Below are 17,704 nucleotides of genomic sequence, written 5' to 3' on the forward strand. Positions count from 1 at the left end.
CTTAGAGCGCGCTCCAACTTCGAGAATTCCCGCCATGGAAGCCAGCTTGACCATTGCGGAAGTCGCGCAGCGCACCGGCCTCACGGCCCACACGCTGCGCTACTACGAGCGCATCGGACTGATCGCCGCAGTGCCCCGCGCACCGGGTGGCCAGCGCCGCTACGCAAGCGCCGACATGGACTGGCTGGCCTTCCTGTTGCGCCTGCGCGAAACCGGCATGCCCATCCAGGGCATGCAGGCCTTCGCCAGGCTTCGAAGCCAGGGGGACGCCAGTGTCGGAGAGCGGCGCAAGATGCTCGAACAGCACTTTGCCGAGGTCCAGGCCAAGGTGGCGGCGCTGCAGCAATCCATGCAGGCGCTGTCGCTGAAGATCGAGCACTACCGCGTCATCGACAGGAAGCGTCCCTCCTCACCGGGCACAGCCCATGAAGGAAAGACGAGCGATGACGAACGCACAAGCAAGCCAGAACAGCAACGACAACCTGCGCTACGAGCGCGGACTGGCCAAACTCCAGCAAATCGACGGTGAAGGCGGCGTCAAGGTCGTCGAAAGCCTGGCCGGCATCGCACCCGATTTCGCCCGCCTCCTGATCGAGTTTCCGTTCGGCGACATCTACTCGCGCCCCGGCCTCGACCTGCGTTCACGCGAAATCGCGGTGGTGGCCGCGCTCACCGCCATGGGCAATGCGGCGCCGCAGCTCAAGGTGCACATCCAGGGCGCGCTCAACGTCGGCGTGACGTGCAACGAGGTGGTCGAGGTCATCATGCAGATGGCTGTGTACGCGGGCTTCCCCGCGGCGCTCAACGGCCTGACGGCGGCGCGCGAGGTGTTTGCGGCAGACGATGAAAAAAGCGCGCAGCCCCTTGCGGAACCGCGCGGCCTTGTCGAAACGCCCTGAGCTCTACTTGAGAGCCTTGTAGCGCATGCGTTTCGGCTTTGCGCCTTCTTCGCCCAGGCGCTTCTTCTTGTCGGCCTCGTACTCCTGGTAGTTGCCGTCGAAGAAGGTCCACTGGCTGTCGCCTTCGGCCGCGAGGATGTGCGTGGCGATGCGGTCGAGGAACCAGCGGTCGTGGCTGATGACCATCACGGTGCCGGCGAATTCGAGCAGCGCGTCTTCGAGCGCGCGCAGCGTTTCGACGTCCAGGTCGTTCGAGGGCTCGTCCAGCAGCAGCACGTTGCCGCCCGCGATCAGCGTCTTGGCCAGGTGCAGGCGGCCGCGTTCGCCGCCCGAGAGCGTGCCGACCTTCTTTTGCTGGTCCGCGCCGTTGAAGTTGAAGCGACCCGCGTACGCGCGGCTGGCCATCTGGAACTTGCCGACGTTGATGATGTCCAGGCCGTTCGAGATGTCTTCCCAGACGGTCTTGTTGTTGGCGAGCTCATCACGGTGCTGGTCGACGAAGGCCATCTTGACCGTCGAGCCGATGATGACTTCGCCGCTGTCCGGCTGCTCCTTGCCCGCGAGCAGCTTGAAGAGCGTCGACTTGCCGGCGCCGTTCGGGCCGATGATGCCGACGATCGCGCCCGGCGGCACGGTGAAGCTCAGGTTGTCGATCAGCATGCGGTCGCCGAAGGACTTGCTGACGCCGTGGAACTCGAACACCTGCTGACCCAGCCGCTCCGCCACAGGAATGAAGATCTCCTGTGTCTCGTTGCGCTTCTGGTATTCCATGTCGCTCAGCTCTTCGAAGCGGGCGAGGCGCGATTTGCTCTTGGCCTGGCGTGCCTTCGGGTTCTGGCGCGACCACTCGAGCTCCTTCTTCAGCGCCTTGGCGTGGGCTTCTTCGCTCTTCTGCTCCTGCGCCAGGCGTTCGCCCTTCTGCTCGAGCCAGGTGCTGTAGTTGCCCTTCCAGGGAATGCCGCGGCCGCGGTCCATTTCCAGGATCCACTCGGCCGCGTTGTCGAGGAAGTAGCGATCGTGGGTGATGGCCACCACGGTGCCCGTGAAGCGCTGCAGGAACACTTCGAGCCACTCCACCGATTCGGCGTCCAGGTGGTTGGTCGGCTCATCGAGCAGCAGCATGTCGGGCTTGGACAGCAAGAGGCGGCACAGCGCCACGCGCCGCTTTTCGCCGCCTGACAGCAGGCCGATCTTCGCGTCCCACGGCGGCAGGCGCAGGGCATCGGCGGCGATTTCCAGTTGATGTTCGGAATCGGTGCCGGCGGTGGCGATGATGGCTTCGAGCTGGGCCTGCTCGGCCGCCAGCGCGTCGAAGTCGGCGTCTTCGGCGCCATAGGCGATGTACACCTCTTCGAGGCGCGCCTTGGCCGCAAACACCGCGCCCATGGACTCTTCGACCGATTCGCGCACCGTGTGCTCGGGGTTGAGCTTGGGTTCCTGCTCCAGATAGCCGATCGTCATCCCCGGCATGGGCAGCGCCTCGCCCTCGAACTCCTTGTCCACACCCGCCATGATCTTGAGCAGCGTCGACTTGCCCGAGCCGTTCAGGCCGAGCACGCCGATCTTGGCGCCGGGGAAGAAAGAGAGCGAAATGTCTTTCAAGAGCTGCCGCTTGGGCGGCACGGTCTTGCTGACGCGGTTCATCGAATAGACGTATTGAGCCATCTGTGGGTAGTTACCTTGGGTAGCGGAGATTCGGGAAAAGCGCGGGCGCCCGAAAGCGGTATTCGGGCGCGGCAAACCACACATTATCGACTCATGCGACAATACTCACCGTTGCCGGGTCCAGTTGCCCGCAACACCGGCTCTCTGCCGGGGACGAAGAAAGCGCCTTTCAACCCTCTTGCGAGGGCGGACTTTCCGGCTCCCACCCCTGACCTTCATCAGCCTTGACTGGCTCGGCGTCACAAAAGACGCCAAGCGGGCCGATGCCACTGCGCCGTGTATGGCGCTTATTGTTTCCAATGAATTTTGACGAACTGAAGCTGGCTCCCGCCATCTTGAAGGCTGTGCACGAGCACGGTTACGACACCCCCACCCCCATCCAGGCGCAAGCCATTCCCGCGGTACTCGAAGGCCACGACCTTCTGGGCGGCGCCCAGACCGGCACCGGCAAGACCGCTGCCTTCACGCTGCCGATGCTGCACAAGCTCAGCACGGGCGCGAGCGCCACCAACAAGTTCGGCGGCATCGGCATCCGTGCGCTGGTGCTCACGCCCACGCGCGAACTCGCGGCCCAGGTCGAGGAGTCGGTGCGCACCTACGGCAAGTACCTGGAGCTCGACTCGACCGTGATCTTCGGCGGCGTGGGCATGAATCCGCAGATCAGCAAGCTCAAGAAGGGTGTCGACATCCTCGTGGCCACCCCCGGCCGCCTGCTCGACCTGCAGCAGCAGGGCATGCTCGACCTGAGCCAGGTCCAGATGCTGATCCTCGACGAAGCCGACCGCATGCTCGACATGGGCTTCATCCATGACGTGAAGAAGATCCTGGCCCTGGTGCCCAGGGAAAAGCAGAGCCTGCTGTTCTCGGCCACCTTCAGCGACGAGATTCGCGACCTGGCCGCCACGCTGCTCAAGAACCCGCAGAGCATCCAAGTCACGCCGCGCAACACCACGGTGCAGCGCATCACCCAGGTGATCCACCCGGTCGGCCGCGGCAAGAAGAAGGCACTGCTCGCGCACATCATCAACGAGAACAAGTGGAGCCAGGTGCTCGTGTTCACGCGCACCAAGTTCGGCGCCAACAGCGTGGCCGAGTTCCTCACCAAGAACGGCATCGAGGCGATGGCGCTGCACGGCAACAAGAGCCAGAGCGCCCGCACGCAGGCACTGGCCGGCTTCAAGAGCGGCGATATCCGCGCGCTGGTGGCCACCGACATCGCGGCCCGCGGCATCGACATCGACGAGCTGCCGCACGTCGTGAACTACGAAATCCCGAACGTCAGCGAAGACTATGTGCACCGCATCGGCCGCACCGGCCGCGCCGGTTCGAGCGGCGAGGCCGTGAGCTTCGTCTGCCTCGACGAAGAAGGCTTCATGCAGGAAATCGAACGCTTCACCAAGCAGACGATTCCGGTGCAGTTCGTCGAAGGCTTCGGCCCTGAGGACGGCGAGCGCGCCGAGCCGATCGCCATGGGTCGCCAGACGATCTGGGGCGGTGCCGGCCGTCCGCCGAGCCGCGACGTGATGCAGGCGGCCGCCAAGGCTGCCCGCACCGAGATGCTGCAACGCATCCGCGAGAACAAGGCCGGCCAGGGCGGTGAGCGCGCCGGCGGTGGTGGTGGTGGTGGCGGCAACGGCGGCGGTCAACGCCGCGGTGGCGGCCAGGGCGGCGGCGGCCAAGGCCGCAACGCCAATGGCGGCGGCCAGGGACAGGGCCAGGGCCCGCGCGGCCAGGGCGCCCGCGCGCCGCAAGGCCGCGGACCGCAAGGCCCGGCACGCACGCCGCACCATGCGCCTCAGCATCAACAGAATCACCTGCCGCATGACGAGCGCCAACCGCGCCATCACGGCAACAGCCACAGCCCGACCCAGGCCAACCAGGTGGCGCACCTGCGCGCCGAAGCGGTCGCCGGCGGCGACGGTCAGCCGGATCCGTTGCGCACGAGCGTCGACCACATGGGTGGCGGCCGCGGGCGCGGACGACCGGGCGGCGGCGGTGGCGGCTACGGCGGCAATCGTTCGGGCGGCGGTGGCCGTTCGGGCGGTGGCGGCGGCTACGGCGGCGGTGGCGGTGGCGGTGGCAACCGCTCCGGCGGCGGTGGCCGTTCGTTCGGGCGCTGACCGATACCGCGGGTAGATAGAACCATCTACCCCGCAAGAATGAAAAAGGGCACTTCGGTGCCCTTTTTTTTCGAATCGTCAGCGCGGCGGCGCCGTGTTCGCCCGGATGTTCTTCGCGATCCTGTTTGCCAGTGCGGTCACTGCTTCGTCATAGCTGCGCGCCACCTCCTGCGGCTGCGCCACCAGCTCGCCGAAGCTGCCCCAGCGGTCGCGCGCATTCGCGGGCACGCTGCCGGAAGAATCGCCGCTGGCGTCGGCGCCGTAATAGATGGTCTCGGAGTACACGGTGTCGCCATCCTTGGCGGTCATCAGGTAGGCGCTCAGGTTCACACGCGGCACATAGTCGGTCGAGAAGCGCGCCGAATACATGCCGACCTCGTTGAAGTAGACATGCAGCACCGGTTCCGAAGTCGGCAGCATTCCGTAGTCGATGTTGTCGGGTGAAGCCGCCGGCCTGGAAACGCCCTCGAGCGCCTGGGCCTGGTAGCCCTGCGCATTCAACTGCGCAACCAGCGCCGCCGTCATCTTCGGCCCCATGTCGTTGCGGACGGCCTCCATGCGCTCGTTGAATTCGGAGCCCTTGACGCGATCGGCAATCGACTGCCACAGCACGCCGAGCGGGATGCCCTTGTTCTCGGTGTGAAGCTTCTTGATCGGTGCCACGGGAATCACCATGATGCGAGCGACGGCGGGGAGTTCCGCCACGGTGGCAGGCCTGGAGCCGCAAGCCCCGAGCACCAGCGTGCCGGCGATGAGGGCCAGGGCCAGCAGAACGCGGCGGGACGGCAAAGTGTGGTCGACGGGTTTCACCGGTGCTCAGAACTTTCCGCTGTCGGCCGGGTTGTGCACGATCTGGATCAGCACATCGGGCGTGTAAGCCCTGGTGCGCGAGATCTCGGCTATTTCTCCTCCTGCCGTACCCGCGAAGACCAGCACGCCCTGCCCCTTGTAGGCAAGGTAATGGCGCCACCGGTCCGTTCCGTTGTAGGTGGGAATCCAGGCCTTGCCCGTGTTCCTGACCGTTTCGGCATTCGGCTTGCCCGCGATCTTGATCGCCTCCGCATAGGTCATGCTGGGCCGAAGCTGCGCGAATGCCGTGCCGGGCACCGCCTGGCCGACAACGGTACGTTCCTCGTCTTCTTGCGCCGCAATCAGCGCGCGCCGGCCGGGCTCGTACAAAGGGGCCGATTGGCAAGCGGCGAGCGCGACGCACGCCAGAAGAACGGAACAGCTCGATCGAAACTTCATTTTCATTTCTTCCAAGAAAGACGCCGAAGACGCCGGATTGTCGGCTTACAAGTCCCGACACAAACGTTGCAAGACCACAAATCCAGCACGTTTCCCGCCCTTTTTGTCAGCCAGGCAACACACACGAAGCCGCGCTCTGCTGTTCGTTAATGCGAAAGGCGTCATCTCGCGCGCCAGCCTGTGCAGACACAATCGCGAGCCATGCAAGACATCCCGCCCAACTACGCCACGCTCTTCGTCGCCACCTGCAACCTGCTGAATCTCGCGAACCCGCATCGGGTGTATTACGAGAACCAGGACGCCTACGACGAACGCGATTACGAACGCAAGATCGACTGGACCGGCGAGCGCTTCCACGCGCTCAATGCCGACGTGCTCGCGGTGCAGGAGGTCTGGGACGAAAACGCGCTGAAGGCCGCCATTGCGCGCAGCGGCCTGCGCTACGACTTCGTCTCGGTACCCGGCGCAGAGAACACGCCGCCGCCCGCGAGCCCGCCGGGCACGCCTGCACGGCCGGGCGCGCAAGGCACGCCGCGGGTCGGCATCGCCACGCGACTGCAGGTGGACCATGTCCGGTCTTTCGTCGACTTTCCGCCCGGCTTCGGGGTCGAGGTGCCGGGCCAGGGCCCGCACACGCGCTTCGAGCGCCCGCCCCTGCTGGCCACGCTGCGCATGAAGCACGGGCAACAGGTGCACGTGCTGACGGTGCACCTCAAGTCCAAGCGGCCGAAGTTCCTGCAGGACGCGCACGGCAATGCCCTGGAAGACCGGGAGGACCGCAAGGTCGGCGCCATGGCTTCGCTGCGCTCGCTCGTCATGCGGGGCGTCGAGGCGGCGGCCCTGCGCTGCATCGTGATCGACCTGCTGCAGGGCACGAACACGCCGCTGGTGGTGATGGGCGACTTCAACGACGACCCGCATAGCGTCACCACGCAGCTGGTGGCGGCCACCTCCGAGGTGGCCTACGACAAGGCGGCACGCGACGTGGCGCTGTTCAACGCCTACGAGATGCAGGGTGAGTCAGCGCTCAAGAAGGACGTGGCCTATTCGCACATCCACCAGGGCTTTCCGGCCGTGCTCGACCAGATCTTCGTGAGCGAGGAGTTCGTTGCGACGAGCCGGCGCAGCCTGGGCGACGTGCGCCGGGTCGACTACTTCAACGACCACCTGCACGAAGGCCGGGACCGCTCGCGCTCGGACCACGGCTTCGTGCGCGCGCTGCTGCGGCTGCGCACCGACTGAGCCGAAAGCTCAGGGCATGCGCCGGCCGCTCTGGCGGTCGAACAGGTGCACGCGGTTGGCATCGATCGCCAGGCCCACGGTCTGGTCGGGCTGCGCGTCGACGCGGCCATGCACCGCCAGCACCAGCTTCGCTTCGCCGACCTGCACCAGCAGTTCGGTCTCGGCGCCCGTGGGCTCGACCACGATCACCTGCGCATCGACACCGCTGCCGCCGCCCAGCGTGATGTCGCCGGGGCGGATGCCGTAGTGCACCGGCTGGCCGTCGGGTGCCGAGGTACCCGGCGGCACGGGCCAGCGCGCGCCATGCGCCTCGACGTGGCATTCGCCACCCGAACGCCGCACCGTGCCCTCGATCACGTTCATCGACGGCGAGCCGATGAACTGCGCGACGAACAGGTTGTCGGGGCGGTCGTACAGGTCGAGCGGCGTGCCGATCTGCTCGACGATGCCGTCGTGCATCACCACGATACGGTCGGCCATGGTCATGGCCTCGATCTGGTCGTGCGTCACGTAGACGGTGGTGGTCTTCAGGCGCTGGTGCAGCGCCTTGATCTCGGCGCGCATTGCCACGCGCAGCTTGGCGTCGAGGTTGGACAGCGGCTCGTCGAACAGGAACACCTTCGGGTCGCGCACGATGGCGCGCCCCATGGCCACGCGCTGGCGCTGCCCGCCCGACAGCTCGCGCGGATAGCGTCCGAGCAGTGCATCGAGGTTGAGGATCTTCGCGGCCCGCGCCACGCGCTCGTCGGTCACCGACTTCTCGGCATTGCGCAGCCGCAGGCTGAAGCCCATGTTCTCGCCCACCGTCATGTGCGGATAGAGCGCGTAGCTCTGGAACACCATGGCGATGTCGCGATCCTTCGACTCGAGGTCGTTGACCACACGGCTGTCGATCATGATCTCGCCGCCGCTGATGTCCTCCAGGCCCGCGAGCATGCGCAGCAAGGTCGACTTGCCGCAGCCCGAAGGCCCGACCAGCACCACGAACTCGCCATCGGTGATGTCGAAACTCAGGCCCTGGATGATCTGGACCTTGCCGAAGGATTTCTGGATATTGCGAAAGGATACGGAAGCCATTGTTTAGTCCCTGGGTTCGCTCAGCTCTTGACGGCGCCTGCAGTCAGGCCGCCCACCATGTAGCGCTTGAAGGCGTAGTAGATCGCCGCGGGCGGCATTGCGTAGATGAGGCCGGTGGCCATCAGCAGCTCCCACGGCGAATCGTCGGCCGAAAGGAAGTTGCCGAGCGCCACCGCCAGCGTCACGCTCCTGTCGTTCGACAGCAGCAGGAAGGCGTAGAGGTACTCGTTCCACGCCAGCAGCAGCGAGTAGGTGCCCACCGCCACCAGCGACGGCACCATCAGCGGCAGGTACACCAGGCGGAACAGCTGCAGCGGCGAAGCGCCGTCCATGCGCGCGGCCTCGTCGAGCTCGTAGGGCAGCTTGTCCGAAGCCTGCTTCAGCACCCAGATGCAATACGGCGAGGCGATGGTCACCATGGCAAGAATCAGCGCCCACTGGCTGTTGAGCAGGCCATAGTTGCCCATGGTCTTGTACATCGGCACCGCGAGGAAGGCCGCAGGAATGAAGTAGGTGAAGAGCGCCAGGTTCATCACCGTGCGCCCGCCCCGCACGCGCAGCCGGCTGATCGCGAATGCGGCCGTGGTCGCAACGAACAGCGTGAGCGCGCCGACCGACACCGCAATCAGCAGCGAATTCCACAGCTGCAGCCAGAAGTGGTCGAGGTAGAAGTGCTTCTGCTGGAACACGATGCGGAAGTTGTCCAGCGTCGGGTTCTTGGGCCATAGGTGGCCCGATGTCGCGGAGTCCTTCGACGAGATCGCGAACAGCACCATGTGGTAGACCGGAATCAGCGTCCAGAGCAGCACCGGAATGCCGATCAGCAGCAGCCTGGCCTCGGTCGCTATGGCCTTGGGGGTCCAGCGTTTCATTTCGAGAGCCTCTTCATCATGAAGTAAACGAGGGGCAGCACCAACGGAAGGGCTACCACGATGGAAGCCATCGAGAGATCGACCTGGTCCAGGCGCAGGTAGCGAATGCCGAGCGTGGCCAGCACGTGCGTCAGGTCCGCAGGTCCGCCGCCGGTCAGCAGGTACACGCTGTTGAAGTCGCCCAGCGTCCAGATCATCGAGAGAATGGTCGAGGTGATGTAGAGCGTCTTCAGCGCCGGCCAACTCACGAAGCGGAACTTCTGCCATGACGAGGCGCCGTCCACGGAGGCTGCCTCATATTGTTCGGATGGAATGGCCAACCGTCCCGCCACCAGGATCAGCGTCCAGAACGGCAGCGACTTCCACACGTGCACCACCATCGCGAAGGCCAGCGCGAGCGAGGGATCGTTGAGCCAGTTGGGACCGTCGGCGCCGGTCAGGCGGAAGATGGTGCTGTTGATCACGCCCCACTCGGGGTTGAGCATGAAGCGGATCGACAGGATGGTGGGAATCGAGGGCATCGCCCATGGCAGGATGAAGATCGCCGAGACGATCTTGATCCACCAGCGCGATGTCACGAAGAAGCCCGAGAGCACGAGGGCCACGAGCATCTTGATGTTGATCGCCACGACCAGGAAGATGGCCGTGTTGATCACCGAGCGGAAGAAGATCGGGTCTTCAACCAGCTTCACGTAGCTTTGTGGATGGCGCGCGAGCCACAGCCCGTACCCCACCGGATAGAGCACGAACACCACGAACACCAGCAGGTAGGGCACGACCATGACCGCGCCCCAGAATTGCCAGCGCGCGTGCCGCGCCCCAAGATTGACAGGAGGCGCCGGAAGCGGCGCGGCGGTGGCAGTGGAGCTCATGCGAGTCGGCCCGGTGAAGGTGTTTCCAGATGCGGCTTACTGCGCCGCGACCGTCTTGATGCGCGCGATCATCTCGTCGACCGCCTTGTCCACCGGCACCTTGTCGGTGACGACGCGGCTCATCGCCTTGGCCCAGACGTTCTCGTTGTTGAGCACGGTGAACTTGTAGTTCTTGGTGAACTCGAAGGTCACGGTGCCGGCGGCGTACTGGTTGTAGACCGAGAGTCGGTGCGGGTCGGCCTTCCAGAAGTCGCGCTGCTGCCCGGTCTTGGTCACGGGGAACCAGCGGCCCAGCGAACCTTCGACGTACGGCGTGAGGTTTTCTTCCTGCAGCAGGAAGGAGACGAATTCCTTGGCGCGTGCCTTGTTCTTCGCGTCCTTGAACACCACGCCGGTCTTCACGGCCGTGCGGTAGACCATCTTGCTGCCGTCGGGCTTGCTCGGGAAGCCGGCCGTTCGGATGCGCTCGGTGTAGTTCTTGCGCGCCTCTTCACGCTGCTCGGGCGTGAGCGAGGCGTTGTTCGAGTCGTCGAGCCACTTGGCGGCGATGGAGATGGTCGCGTTGTGCGTCATCAGCGTCGTCTTGTTGTGGAACGCAACGTTGTTGTCCGGGTCCTTCCAGCTCGTCGACGACGGTGGCGTGCAGCCCTTGGTGTAGGGCGTGGTGTAGTCGGTCAGCGCGCCGATCAGGCCGGTGCGCACCTTCGGGTCGTCGACCAGCAACTTGCCGTTGTCGTCCACCAGCTTGACGTTATAGGCGTCCATGAAGGTCAGGAACGAATAGAAGGAGTCGCTCGAATCCACGCCCATGGGCATGCCGATGCCGAAAGTGCGCTTGCCGCTTTTCTGGCGGCTGGCGGTTTGCACCTTATCGCACCAGAAGGACCAGTAGTCCTTCCAGGTGGTTGGAATGTCGGCTTCCTTGAGCCCGGCCTCGGTGAGCATGTCGAGCCAGTACTCCACGTGCATCGTCTGCTGCTTGATCGGGAAGGCGTAGTAGGCCTTGGCCTTGGTCTGGTCGTTGTAGAGGAAGGTGGTCTCGAGCGTGTTCGGCGCGAAGCGGTCCTTCATGGGCGAGAGCACGCTGCCGAGGTCCTCGAGCTTGCCGTCGAAGGCCCACTTGCCCGTGACCTGGAAGTCGTACACGTCAGCGTATGCCACATCGGGCGGGCTGCCGGAGTCGAGCGCGGACACGGTCTTGGGAATCATGTCCTGGATCGGGTACTGCGACAGCTCGATCTTCACGTTCTTGTTCTTGTCCTCGAACTTCTTGATGGCGGCGAACAGCGCATCGTCCTCCGCCTTGTAGAAGCCCTTGACCCACCAGACGGTGAGCTTTTCCTGCGCGGCAGCGGGACCTGCCGCCGCCAACAACCCCAGCGCGAACAACGTCGGCGCTATCAGCGACTTGACGACTTTCATGGTGTCTCCTTCTTCTTCGGTGGAAATGCTCGGAACACGAGCGTGGGTGAAAAAATCTGTTGCAACCTGCGCCGGCCGGCGCCTGGACCCTGGGGCTGCCGGCTAGTTCGCCTTGAGCCGCGGCGGCGGGCGACTGAGCCGCGGCAGGCGGCGGCGTGAGCCGAGCACGTCTTCGATGTCCTGCCGCGCGCCGTCGATGAGGCGGATGACCGCCCGCTCGGCCTTGGCCGGATCGTGCGCGATCACCGCGTCGAGCACTGCGCGGTGCAGCGGCAGCGAAAGCGCGGGACCGTCGGGCTTGCTGGTCGAGATTTCGAAACTGGTGCGAAGCAGCGCGTTGAGTGCCTTGCTCATCTGCGCGAGCATGCGGTTGCGCGCCGCGCTCAGCAGGCCGGTGTGAAAGCGCAGGTCGAAGGTGACGTAGTCGCCGCCGTTCTCCACGGCTTCCTTCATGCCGGCGAAGGCGCGCTCTATCTCCTCGATGTCCTGCGGGCTGGCCCGTTCGGCCGCGAGGCGCACGGCCGCCGGCTCGACCACGCGCCGCAGGTCCTGCAGGTCGCGCAGGAATTCGGGCGTGAGCCCGGCACGCGACTGCCAGGTGATGACATCGGGGTCGAACCAGTTCCACTTGTCCTGCGGCAGCACCCGCGTGCCCACCTTGGGGCCCGTCACGATCAGGCCCTTGGCCGCGAGCGACTTGATGGCCTCGCGCACCACGGTGCGGCTCACGCCGAGCTCCTCGCCCAGAATGGGTTCGGCCGGGATCGACGCCCCGATCGCATAACGACCGGCCACGACAGCTTCGCCGAGCAGCTCGAGCGTGCGACCGTGGATGTTCTTGATCATGTGCGTGATGTGAAATTTGATATGCCGACGCTCGAAAACACTAAGGGTCCGACAAGTTCTTCGCACTTATCATATGATGATTGAAATGACCGATCGGCAGGACAAACCCTGAGGTTTGGGGCCGTAAGCGGTCGTAAACGGAGACAACCCGATGAGCACTTCCCCCAAGAAAAAACCCGAAGACCTGCGCAGCCAGCAATGGTTCGGCCGCAATGACCGCGACGGCTTCATCTACCGCAGCTGGGTGAAGGGCAAGGGCGTACCGCACGACCAGTTCGACGGGCGCCCCGTCATCGGCATCTGCAACACCTTCAGCGAGCTCACGCCCTGCAATTCGCACTTCCGCACGCTCGCCGAGCAGGTGAAGATCGGCGTCTACGAGGCGGGCGGCTTTCCGCTCGAGTTCCCGGTGATGTCGCTCGGCGAAACGCTGCTGCGCCCCACCGCCATGCTGTATCGCAACCTGGCGAGCATGGACGTGGAAGAAAGCATTCGCGGCAATCCGCTCGACGGCGTGGTGCTGCTCATGGGCTGCGACAAGACCACGCCCGCGCTCATGATGGGCGCGGCCAGCGTCGACCTGCCGACCATCGGCGTCTCCGGCGGCCCGATGCTTTCGGGCAAGTGGCGCGGCCAGGAACTGGGCTCGGGCACCGGCGTATGGCAGATGAGCGAGCAGGTGCGCGCCGGCACGCTCAAGCTGCAGGACTTCTTCGAGGCCGAGAGCTGCATGCACCGCAGCCACGGCCACTGCATGACCATGGGCACCGCGAGCACCATGGCCTGCATGGTCGAGTCGCTCGGCATCGGCCTGCCCGGCAACGCCGCCTACCCGGCCGTGGATGGCCGGCGCAACGTGCTGGCGCGCATGGCCGGCCGGCGCATCGTCGACATGGTCCATGAAGACCTCCACATGTCGAAGATCCTCACGCGCGAGGCCATCGAGAACGCCATCAAGGTCAACGCGGCCATCGGCGGCTCCACCAACCTCGTCATCCACCTGCTGGCCATCGCGGGGCGCATCGGCGTGGACCTCTCGCTCGACGACTTCGACCGGCTGGCCTCCGACCTGCCCTGCCTGGTCGACCTGCAGCCCTCGGGCCGCTTCCTGATGGAAGACTTCTGCTATGCGGGCGGGCTGCCGGTGGTCATCAAGGAGATCGCGCAATACCTGCACAAGGACGCCATCACAGCCAACGGCCAGACGCTGTGGGACAACGTGAAGGACGTCGAGAACTACAACCCGCAGGTGATCCGCCCGCTGGCCGAACCTTTCAAGGAAAAGGCCGGCATCTGCGTGCTGCGCGGCAACCTCGCGCCCAACGGCGCCATCATCAAGCCCAGCGCTGCCACGCCCGAGTTGCTGGTGCACAAGGGCCGCGCGGTGGTGTTCGAAAGCGCCGACGACCTGCACAAGCGCATCGACGACGAGAACCTCGACATCGACGAGCACTGCGTCATGGTGCTGAAGAACTGCGGCCCGCGCGGCTATCCCGGCATGGCCGAGTCGGGCAACATGCCGCTGCCGCCGAAGGTGCTGCGCAAGGGCATCACCGACATGGTCCGCATCAGCGACGCGCGCATGAGCGGCACCGCCTACGGCACCGTGGTGCTGCACACCGCACCCGAGGCCGCCGCCGGTGGGCCGCTGGCGCTGGTGCAGGATGGCGACATCGTCGAGCTCGACGTGCCCAACCGAAAGCTGCACCTGCATGTGAGCGACGAAGAGCTGGCGAAGCGGCGCGAGAAATGGGTCGCACCCAAGCCGCCGCTCGACTCGGGCTACTGGAAGCTCTATGTCGACACGGTATTGCAGGCCGACCAGGGTGCCGACCTGGCCTTCCTGCGCGGGCGCCGCGGGGCTTTCGTGCCGCGCGACAATCACTGAGATGACAAGACTGGTAGCCATCGACTGGGGCACAAGCTCCCTGCGAGGCGCCCTGCTGGACGCGAACGGCAAGGTGCTGGAAGAACGCAGCGACGCGCGCGGCATCCTCACCGTGGCCGAAGGCGGTTTTCTCGCCGTCTTCGAGACCTTGTTCGGCGACTGGATGCGCCTCGAAGGCGCGCGCTGCCTGATCTCCGGCATGGCCGGCAGCAAGCAGGGCTGGGTCGAGGCACCGTATTGCGCCTGCCCTGCAGGCCGCGTCGAAGTCGGCCGCAGGATCATCGACATCGAAGCCATGCCCGGCGCGCGCATCGCGATCGTGCCCGGCCTGCGCGACGAACATGCCGGCGTGCCCGATGTGATGCGCGGCGAAGAAGTGCAGATCTTCGGTGCCATGTCGATCACCGGCCTGGACGACGGCGTCTTCGTGTTGCCGGGCACCCACAACAAATGGGCGACGGTGAAGAAGGGCCGCATCGTTGGCTTTCGCACCTACATGACGGGCGAGTTCTACGCGCTGCTGAGCCAGCACTCGATCCTGGCACGCACGCTCGACGCGGCGGCCCCGCTCGACGAAGCGGCCTTCCTCGAAGGCGTGACGCGCTCCGAAAACGGCCACGGCCTGCTGCACAACGCCTTCGGCGCGCGCACGCTCGCGCTGTTCGAGCGCATGCCGAAGGAAGAGCTGTCGAGCTACCTCTCCGGCCTGCTCATCGGCGAAGAACTGCGCACGCAGTCGCTGCAGGCGGTCGGCGAGGTCGTGCTGATCGGCTCCTCCGCCCTGACCCAACGCTATGCCCTGGCCCTGCGCGCCACCGGCACCGCCACGCGCACGCTCGGCGCCGAAGCCACCTGGGCCGGCCTGCATGCGCTGTCCGGCTTCCTCGACATCGGCAGAATGCCCCCATGACCACACCCCGCGAAAAATTCGATGCCGCGATGCGCGAGCTTCCGCTGGTTGCCATCCTGCGCGGACTCGCGCCTGCCGAGGCCGCCGACGTGGGCGATGCCATCGTCGAGTCCGGCTTCCGGCTGCTCGAAGTGCCGCTCAATTCACCCAAGCCCTACGCCAGCATCACGCTGATGCGCACGCGCTTCCCGCACGCCCTGGTGGGCGCCGGCACGGTGCTCGACGTGCAGCAGGTGCGCTATGTGCATTCGGCCGGCGGCGAGCTGATCGTGTCGCCCAACTTCAATGCCGAGGTGATCGCCGAAGCCGTGCGGCTCGGCATGGTCTGCCTGCCCGGCGTGATGACGCCGACCGAAGCCTTCGGCGCGCTGGCCGCGGGCGCGACCGGGCTCAAGCTGTTCCCGGCCGAACTGGCATCGCCCGCGGTGGTGAAAGCCCTGCTCGCGGTGCTGCCAGAAGGCACGCCGCTGATGCCCGTGGGCGGCATCACGCCCACCAACATGGCCGAATGGTGCTCGGCCGGTGCGGCCGGCTTCGGCATCGGCTCCGCGCTCTACAAGCCGGGCAAACAGGCTTCGGCCGTACGCGCCGATGCGCAGAGATTCGTTGCGGCCTTCACGGGCTCGGCCCACGCCTGAAAACCTTCTTTCCACGTTCACGAGGGAGCGTCGATGTCCGCCGATTCAGATTACGCCAGTCCGGCCGTGCGCAAGCTGCGCGAAGACCTTGCACTCGCGCTGCGCGCAGCCGCCCACCACGGATTGTCCGAAGGGGTCTGCAACCATTTCAGCGTGCTGTTGCCGGGCGCCCAAGACCGCTACCTGATCAATCCGCGCGGCCTGCACTGGAGCGAGATCGGCCCTGACGACGTCGTGCTGATCGACGTGCACGGCGAAGTGCTCGCCGGCCGCCACAGGGTGGAACCGACAGCCCTGTTCATCCACGGCGCGGTGCACCGCCTGACCGGCCATGCGGTCGTGCTGCACTGCCACATGCCCTACGCCACCGCACTCACGCTCACGGCCGAGCGCGCGCTCGATCCCACGCTGAGCCAGAACGCGATGCGCTACATGAACCGCATCGCGGTCGATGCGGTCTACAACGGCCTCGCGCTCGACGATGCCGAGGGCGAGCGCATCGCGCGCGCCATGGCGGGGAAGGACATTGCCTTTCTCGCGAACCATGGCGTGATCGTGGCGGGCGCCTGCATTGCGCATGCTTACGACGATCTCTACTATCTGGAACGCGCGAGCCTGCACCAGGTGATTGCGCAATCGACCGGGCGCCCGCTGGTTCCCGTCGATGCCAGGCTGGCCGCGCATGTCGCGGCGCAGATCCAGGGTGAACGCGAGCAGGCGGACCTGTTCTTCGAGGCGCTCCGGCGAATGCTGCCTCCGCCACGCGGCTGACGTCCGTTCGGCCGATTTCGGATCGTAAAAGGACTGCGCAGAATCGCGCAATGGCCGCGCAGCGGCTTACAGCTCTTCATCCGATTTCGCTCCAGCCTTACAAAGCGTTCACATGGGACCACGACGATAGGGCTTCCAACCACTCCATGGGAGTTGCCATGAAAAAGCTCACTTACGCCATTGGCGCCGCGGCCCTGCTGTCGCTGGCTGCACTCAGCGCCCCGGCACAGGCACAGACCGGCGGCCGCTTCATCCAGGCCCAGGTGTATGTGGTTCCCGCACCGCCGCCTCCGCCGCGCCACCACTACTACGCGCCGCCGCCCCCGCGGCATCACTACTACGGCCCTGGCTACTACCACGGGCGCGACCGCTACGAACATCGGCATCGCCACTGGGAGGAGCGCCGCTACGGCCGCAGGGACTATGACGGCGACGGCGTGCCGAACCGCTACGACCGCCGGCCCGAGAACCCCTACCGCTACTGATCCGCCGGACCGGGCCTATGCAGCGGCAGGCGCCGCCGCATAAGCAGGCGCATCGCTCGAGAGGCTTTGCTTGAGCTGGCGCGCGACCGCGTCGGCCAGCACCTCGGGCAGGCCCGCTTCCACGCCGGCCAGCGCCAGTTGGGCCACCTCGCCGGGCGAGGCCTTGGGACCGGGCACGTGCGAAGCCATGTCAGTGTCCATGTAGGCCACGTGCAGGCTCGTCACCTGCGTGCCCTGGCCCGCCAGTTCGTTGCGCAGTCCATTGCTCAGCGACCATGCCGCCGACTTGGTGGCGCTGTAGGTGGCCACGCTCGGGAAAGTGGTCCAGCTCAGCGCCGACAGCACATTGACGATCGCCCCGCCGCCATTGGCCGCGAGCACGGGCGCAAACGCCTGCGACACCCCCCACACGCCGAAGAAATTGGTTTCGAACTCTGCGCGCGCCGCCTCGACGGCTCCGGCACCCAGCAGATTGGCGCCGCGCGAAATGCCGGCGTTGTTGACGAGCAGCGTGACGTCGCCGCATGCGCGCACCGCCGCCTCGATCTGCGCGGGCTGCGTGACGTCGAGCGCCACGGGAACCACGCCAGGCAGCGTGACGCTCTTCGGATCACGCGCGGCCGCGTAGACCTTGCGCGCGCCCGCAGCCAGCGCCGCCTTGGCGAATGCAAGGCCCAGGCCACGGTTGGCACCGGTGATGAAGACGACGGAATCCTTGATTTTCATGGGAAGCCTTTCAGCGGGACGCA

18 protein-coding genes are annotated in these 17,704 nt (G+C 65.8%); 9 read left to right on the forward strand and 9 right to left on the reverse strand.

The window, feature by feature from the left end; genetic code table 11:
• Positions 1–34: 34 nt before the first annotated feature.
• Together VAPA_RS33945 and VAPA_RS18765 are read left to right on the forward strand one after the other, a co-directional pair.
• Positions 35–529 (forward strand): MerR family transcriptional regulator, encoded by a 495-nt coding sequence (locus VAPA_RS33945; RefSeq protein ID WP_021008340.1) that lies wholly within the window; start codon positions 35–37, stop codon positions 527–529.
• A complete protein-coding gene (locus VAPA_RS18765) occupies positions 444–899 on the forward strand; it encodes a carboxymuconolactone decarboxylase family protein (protein ID WP_021008341.1) in 456 nt (151 codons plus the stop codon). Before VAPA_RS33945 ends, VAPA_RS18765 begins: the two co-directional genes overlap by 86 nt.
• 3 nt (positions 900–902) lie before the next feature.
• Here VAPA_RS18765 and ettA read toward each other — a convergent pair whose 3' ends face one another.
• Positions 903–2,564, reverse strand: coding sequence for an energy-dependent translational throttle protein EttA (gene ettA, locus VAPA_RS18770; protein WP_021008342.1), 1,662 nt, complete (start codon positions 2,562–2,564; stop codon positions 903–905).
• A gap of 299 nt (positions 2,565–2,863) precedes the next feature.
• On the opposite strand from ettA, the gene VAPA_RS18775 reads away from it, so the two are divergent.
• Positions 2,864–4,684: a DEAD/DEAH box helicase gene (locus VAPA_RS18775; RefSeq protein WP_021008343.1), complete on the forward strand. Its 1,821-nt coding sequence runs from the start codon at positions 2,864–2,866 to the stop codon at positions 4,682–4,684.
• Positions 4,685–4,762: 78 nt separating this feature from the next.
• On the opposite strand, the gene VAPA_RS18780 is transcribed toward VAPA_RS18775, so the two are convergent.
• Together VAPA_RS18780 and VAPA_RS33585 are read right to left on the reverse strand one after the other, a co-directional pair.
• A complete protein-coding gene (locus tag VAPA_RS18780; RefSeq protein WP_230558893.1) occupies positions 4,763–5,494 on the reverse strand; it encodes a hypothetical protein in 732 nt (243 codons plus the stop codon).
• A gap of 6 nt (positions 5,495–5,500) precedes the next feature.
• On the reverse strand, positions 5,501–5,863 hold the full coding sequence (locus VAPA_RS33585) for a hypothetical protein (RefSeq protein ID WP_051255337.1): 363 nt from the start codon (positions 5,861–5,863) through the stop codon (positions 5,501–5,503).
• 270 nt (positions 5,864–6,133) lie between these two features.
• On the opposite strand from VAPA_RS33585, the gene VAPA_RS18790 reads away from it, so the two are divergent.
• Complete coding sequence (locus VAPA_RS18790) at positions 6,134–7,174, forward strand: endonuclease/exonuclease/phosphatase family protein (protein ID WP_021008346.1); 1,041 nt, start codon at positions 6,134–6,136, stop codon at positions 7,172–7,174.
• A 9-nt stretch (positions 7,175–7,183) separates the two neighbouring features.
• Here VAPA_RS18790 and VAPA_RS18795 read toward each other — a convergent pair whose 3' ends face one another.
• From VAPA_RS18795 to VAPA_RS18815, 5 genes are all read right to left on the reverse strand, one after another.
• Complete coding sequence (locus VAPA_RS18795; RefSeq protein WP_015866462.1) at positions 7,184–8,251, reverse strand: ABC transporter ATP-binding protein; 1,068 nt, start codon at positions 8,249–8,251, stop codon at positions 7,184–7,186.
• A gap of 20 nt (positions 8,252–8,271) precedes the next feature.
• The gene (locus VAPA_RS18800; RefSeq protein WP_021008347.1) at positions 8,272–9,123 is read right to left on the reverse strand and encodes a carbohydrate ABC transporter permease; all 852 of its coding nucleotides are present in this window, start codon (positions 9,121–9,123) and stop codon (positions 8,272–8,274) included.
• Positions 9,120–9,995, reverse strand: a complete 876-nt coding sequence (locus VAPA_RS18805) for a carbohydrate ABC transporter permease (RefSeq protein WP_021008348.1) — start codon at positions 9,993–9,995, stop codon at positions 9,120–9,122. The genes VAPA_RS18800 and VAPA_RS18805 overlap by 4 nt, the downstream gene beginning before the upstream one ends.
• Positions 9,996–10,031: 36 nt before the next feature.
• Complete coding sequence (locus VAPA_RS18810; protein ID WP_021008349.1) at positions 10,032–11,417, reverse strand: ABC transporter substrate-binding protein; 1,386 nt, start codon at positions 11,415–11,417, stop codon at positions 10,032–10,034.
• A 102-nt stretch (positions 11,418–11,519) separates the two neighbouring features.
• The gene (locus VAPA_RS18815; RefSeq protein WP_021008350.1) at positions 11,520–12,263 is read right to left on the reverse strand and encodes a FadR/GntR family transcriptional regulator; all 744 of its coding nucleotides are present in this window, start codon (positions 12,261–12,263) and stop codon (positions 11,520–11,522) included.
• Positions 12,264–12,414: 151 nt separating this feature from the next.
• Here VAPA_RS18815 and VAPA_RS18820 point away from each other — a divergent pair, with 151 nt between their 5' ends.
• The 5 genes from VAPA_RS18820 (at position 12,415) to VAPA_RS18840 (ending at position 16,955) form a co-directional block, all read left to right on the forward strand.
• Positions 12,415–14,151 (forward strand): IlvD/Edd family dehydratase, encoded by a 1,737-nt coding sequence (locus VAPA_RS18820; protein ID WP_021008351.1) that lies wholly within the window; start codon positions 12,415–12,417, stop codon positions 14,149–14,151.
• 1 nt (position 14,152) lies between these two features.
• Positions 14,153–15,061 carry a 2-dehydro-3-deoxygalactonokinase gene (locus tag VAPA_RS18825; protein ID WP_021008352.1) on the forward strand — a complete coding sequence of 303 codons (909 nt, stop codon included), beginning with the start codon at positions 14,153–14,155 and terminating at the stop codon, positions 15,059–15,061.
• A complete protein-coding gene (locus VAPA_RS18830) occupies positions 15,058–15,699 on the forward strand; it encodes a 2-dehydro-3-deoxy-6-phosphogalactonate aldolase (RefSeq protein ID WP_021008353.1) in 642 nt (213 codons plus the stop codon). Before VAPA_RS18825 ends, VAPA_RS18830 begins: the two co-directional genes overlap by 4 nt.
• 33 nt (positions 15,700–15,732) lie before the next feature.
• Positions 15,733–16,470, forward strand: coding sequence for an aldolase (locus VAPA_RS18835; RefSeq protein WP_021008354.1), 738 nt, complete (start codon positions 15,733–15,735; stop codon positions 16,468–16,470).
• Positions 16,471–16,628: 158 nt separating this feature from the next.
• Complete coding sequence (locus VAPA_RS18840) at positions 16,629–16,955, forward strand: hypothetical protein (RefSeq protein WP_021008355.1); 327 nt, start codon at positions 16,629–16,631, stop codon at positions 16,953–16,955.
• A 15-nt stretch (positions 16,956–16,970) separates the two neighbouring features.
• Here VAPA_RS18840 and VAPA_RS18845 read toward each other — a convergent pair whose 3' ends face one another.
• Positions 16,971–17,681 (reverse strand): SDR family oxidoreductase, encoded by a 711-nt coding sequence (locus VAPA_RS18845; RefSeq protein ID WP_021008356.1) that lies wholly within the window; start codon positions 17,679–17,681, stop codon positions 16,971–16,973.
• Positions 17,682–17,704 lie beyond the last annotated feature (23 nt).

Origin of the sequence: Variovorax paradoxus B4, assembly GCF_000463015.1 — a bacterium.
GTDB lineage: Bacteria > Pseudomonadota > Gammaproteobacteria > Burkholderiales > Burkholderiaceae_C > Variovorax > Variovorax paradoxus_E.

Excerpts from the sequence above, each read along its gene's own strand:
- VAPA_RS33945 (WP_021008340.1), top strand. The coding sequence starts at position 35 with ATGGAAGCCAGCTTGACCATTGCGGAAGTCGCGCAGCGCACCGGCCTC.
- VAPA_RS18765 (WP_021008341.1), top strand. The coding sequence starts at position 444 with ATGACGAACGCACAAGCAAGCCAGAACAGCAACGACAACCTGCGCTAC.
- ettA (WP_021008342.1), bottom strand. The coding sequence starts at position 2,564 with ATGGCTCAATACGTCTATTCGATGAACCGCGTCAGCAAGACCGTGCCG.
- VAPA_RS18775 (WP_021008343.1), top strand. The coding sequence starts at position 2,864 with ATGAATTTTGACGAACTGAAGCTGGCTCCCGCCATCTTGAAGGCTGTG.
- VAPA_RS18790 (WP_021008346.1), top strand. The coding sequence starts at position 6,134 with ATGCAAGACATCCCGCCCAACTACGCCACGCTCTTCGTCGCCACCTGC.
- VAPA_RS18795 (WP_015866462.1), bottom strand. The coding sequence starts at position 8,251 with ATGGCTTCCGTATCCTTTCGCAATATCCAGAAATCCTTCGGCAAGGTC.
- VAPA_RS18800 (WP_021008347.1), bottom strand. The coding sequence starts at position 9,123 with ATGAAACGCTGGACCCCCAAGGCCATAGCGACCGAGGCCAGGCTGCTG.
- VAPA_RS18805 (WP_021008348.1), bottom strand. The coding sequence starts at position 9,995 with ATGAGCTCCACTGCCACCGCCGCGCCGCTTCCGGCGCCTCCTGTCAAT.
- VAPA_RS18810 (WP_021008349.1), bottom strand. The coding sequence starts at position 11,417 with ATGAAAGTCGTCAAGTCGCTGATAGCGCCGACGTTGTTCGCGCTGGGG.
- VAPA_RS18815 (WP_021008350.1), bottom strand. The coding sequence starts at position 12,263 with ATGATCAAGAACATCCACGGTCGCACGCTCGAGCTGCTCGGCGAAGCT.
- VAPA_RS18820 (WP_021008351.1), top strand. The coding sequence starts at position 12,415 with ATGAGCACTTCCCCCAAGAAAAAACCCGAAGACCTGCGCAGCCAGCAA.
- VAPA_RS18825 (WP_021008352.1), top strand. The coding sequence starts at position 14,153 with ATGACAAGACTGGTAGCCATCGACTGGGGCACAAGCTCCCTGCGAGGC.
- VAPA_RS18830 (WP_021008353.1), top strand. The coding sequence starts at position 15,058 with ATGACCACACCCCGCGAAAAATTCGATGCCGCGATGCGCGAGCTTCCG.
- VAPA_RS18835 (WP_021008354.1), top strand. The coding sequence starts at position 15,733 with ATGTCCGCCGATTCAGATTACGCCAGTCCGGCCGTGCGCAAGCTGCGC.
- VAPA_RS18840 (WP_021008355.1), top strand. The coding sequence starts at position 16,629 with ATGAAAAAGCTCACTTACGCCATTGGCGCCGCGGCCCTGCTGTCGCTG.
- VAPA_RS18845 (WP_021008356.1), bottom strand. The coding sequence starts at position 17,681 with ATGAAAATCAAGGATTCCGTCGTCTTCATCACCGGTGCCAACCGTGGC.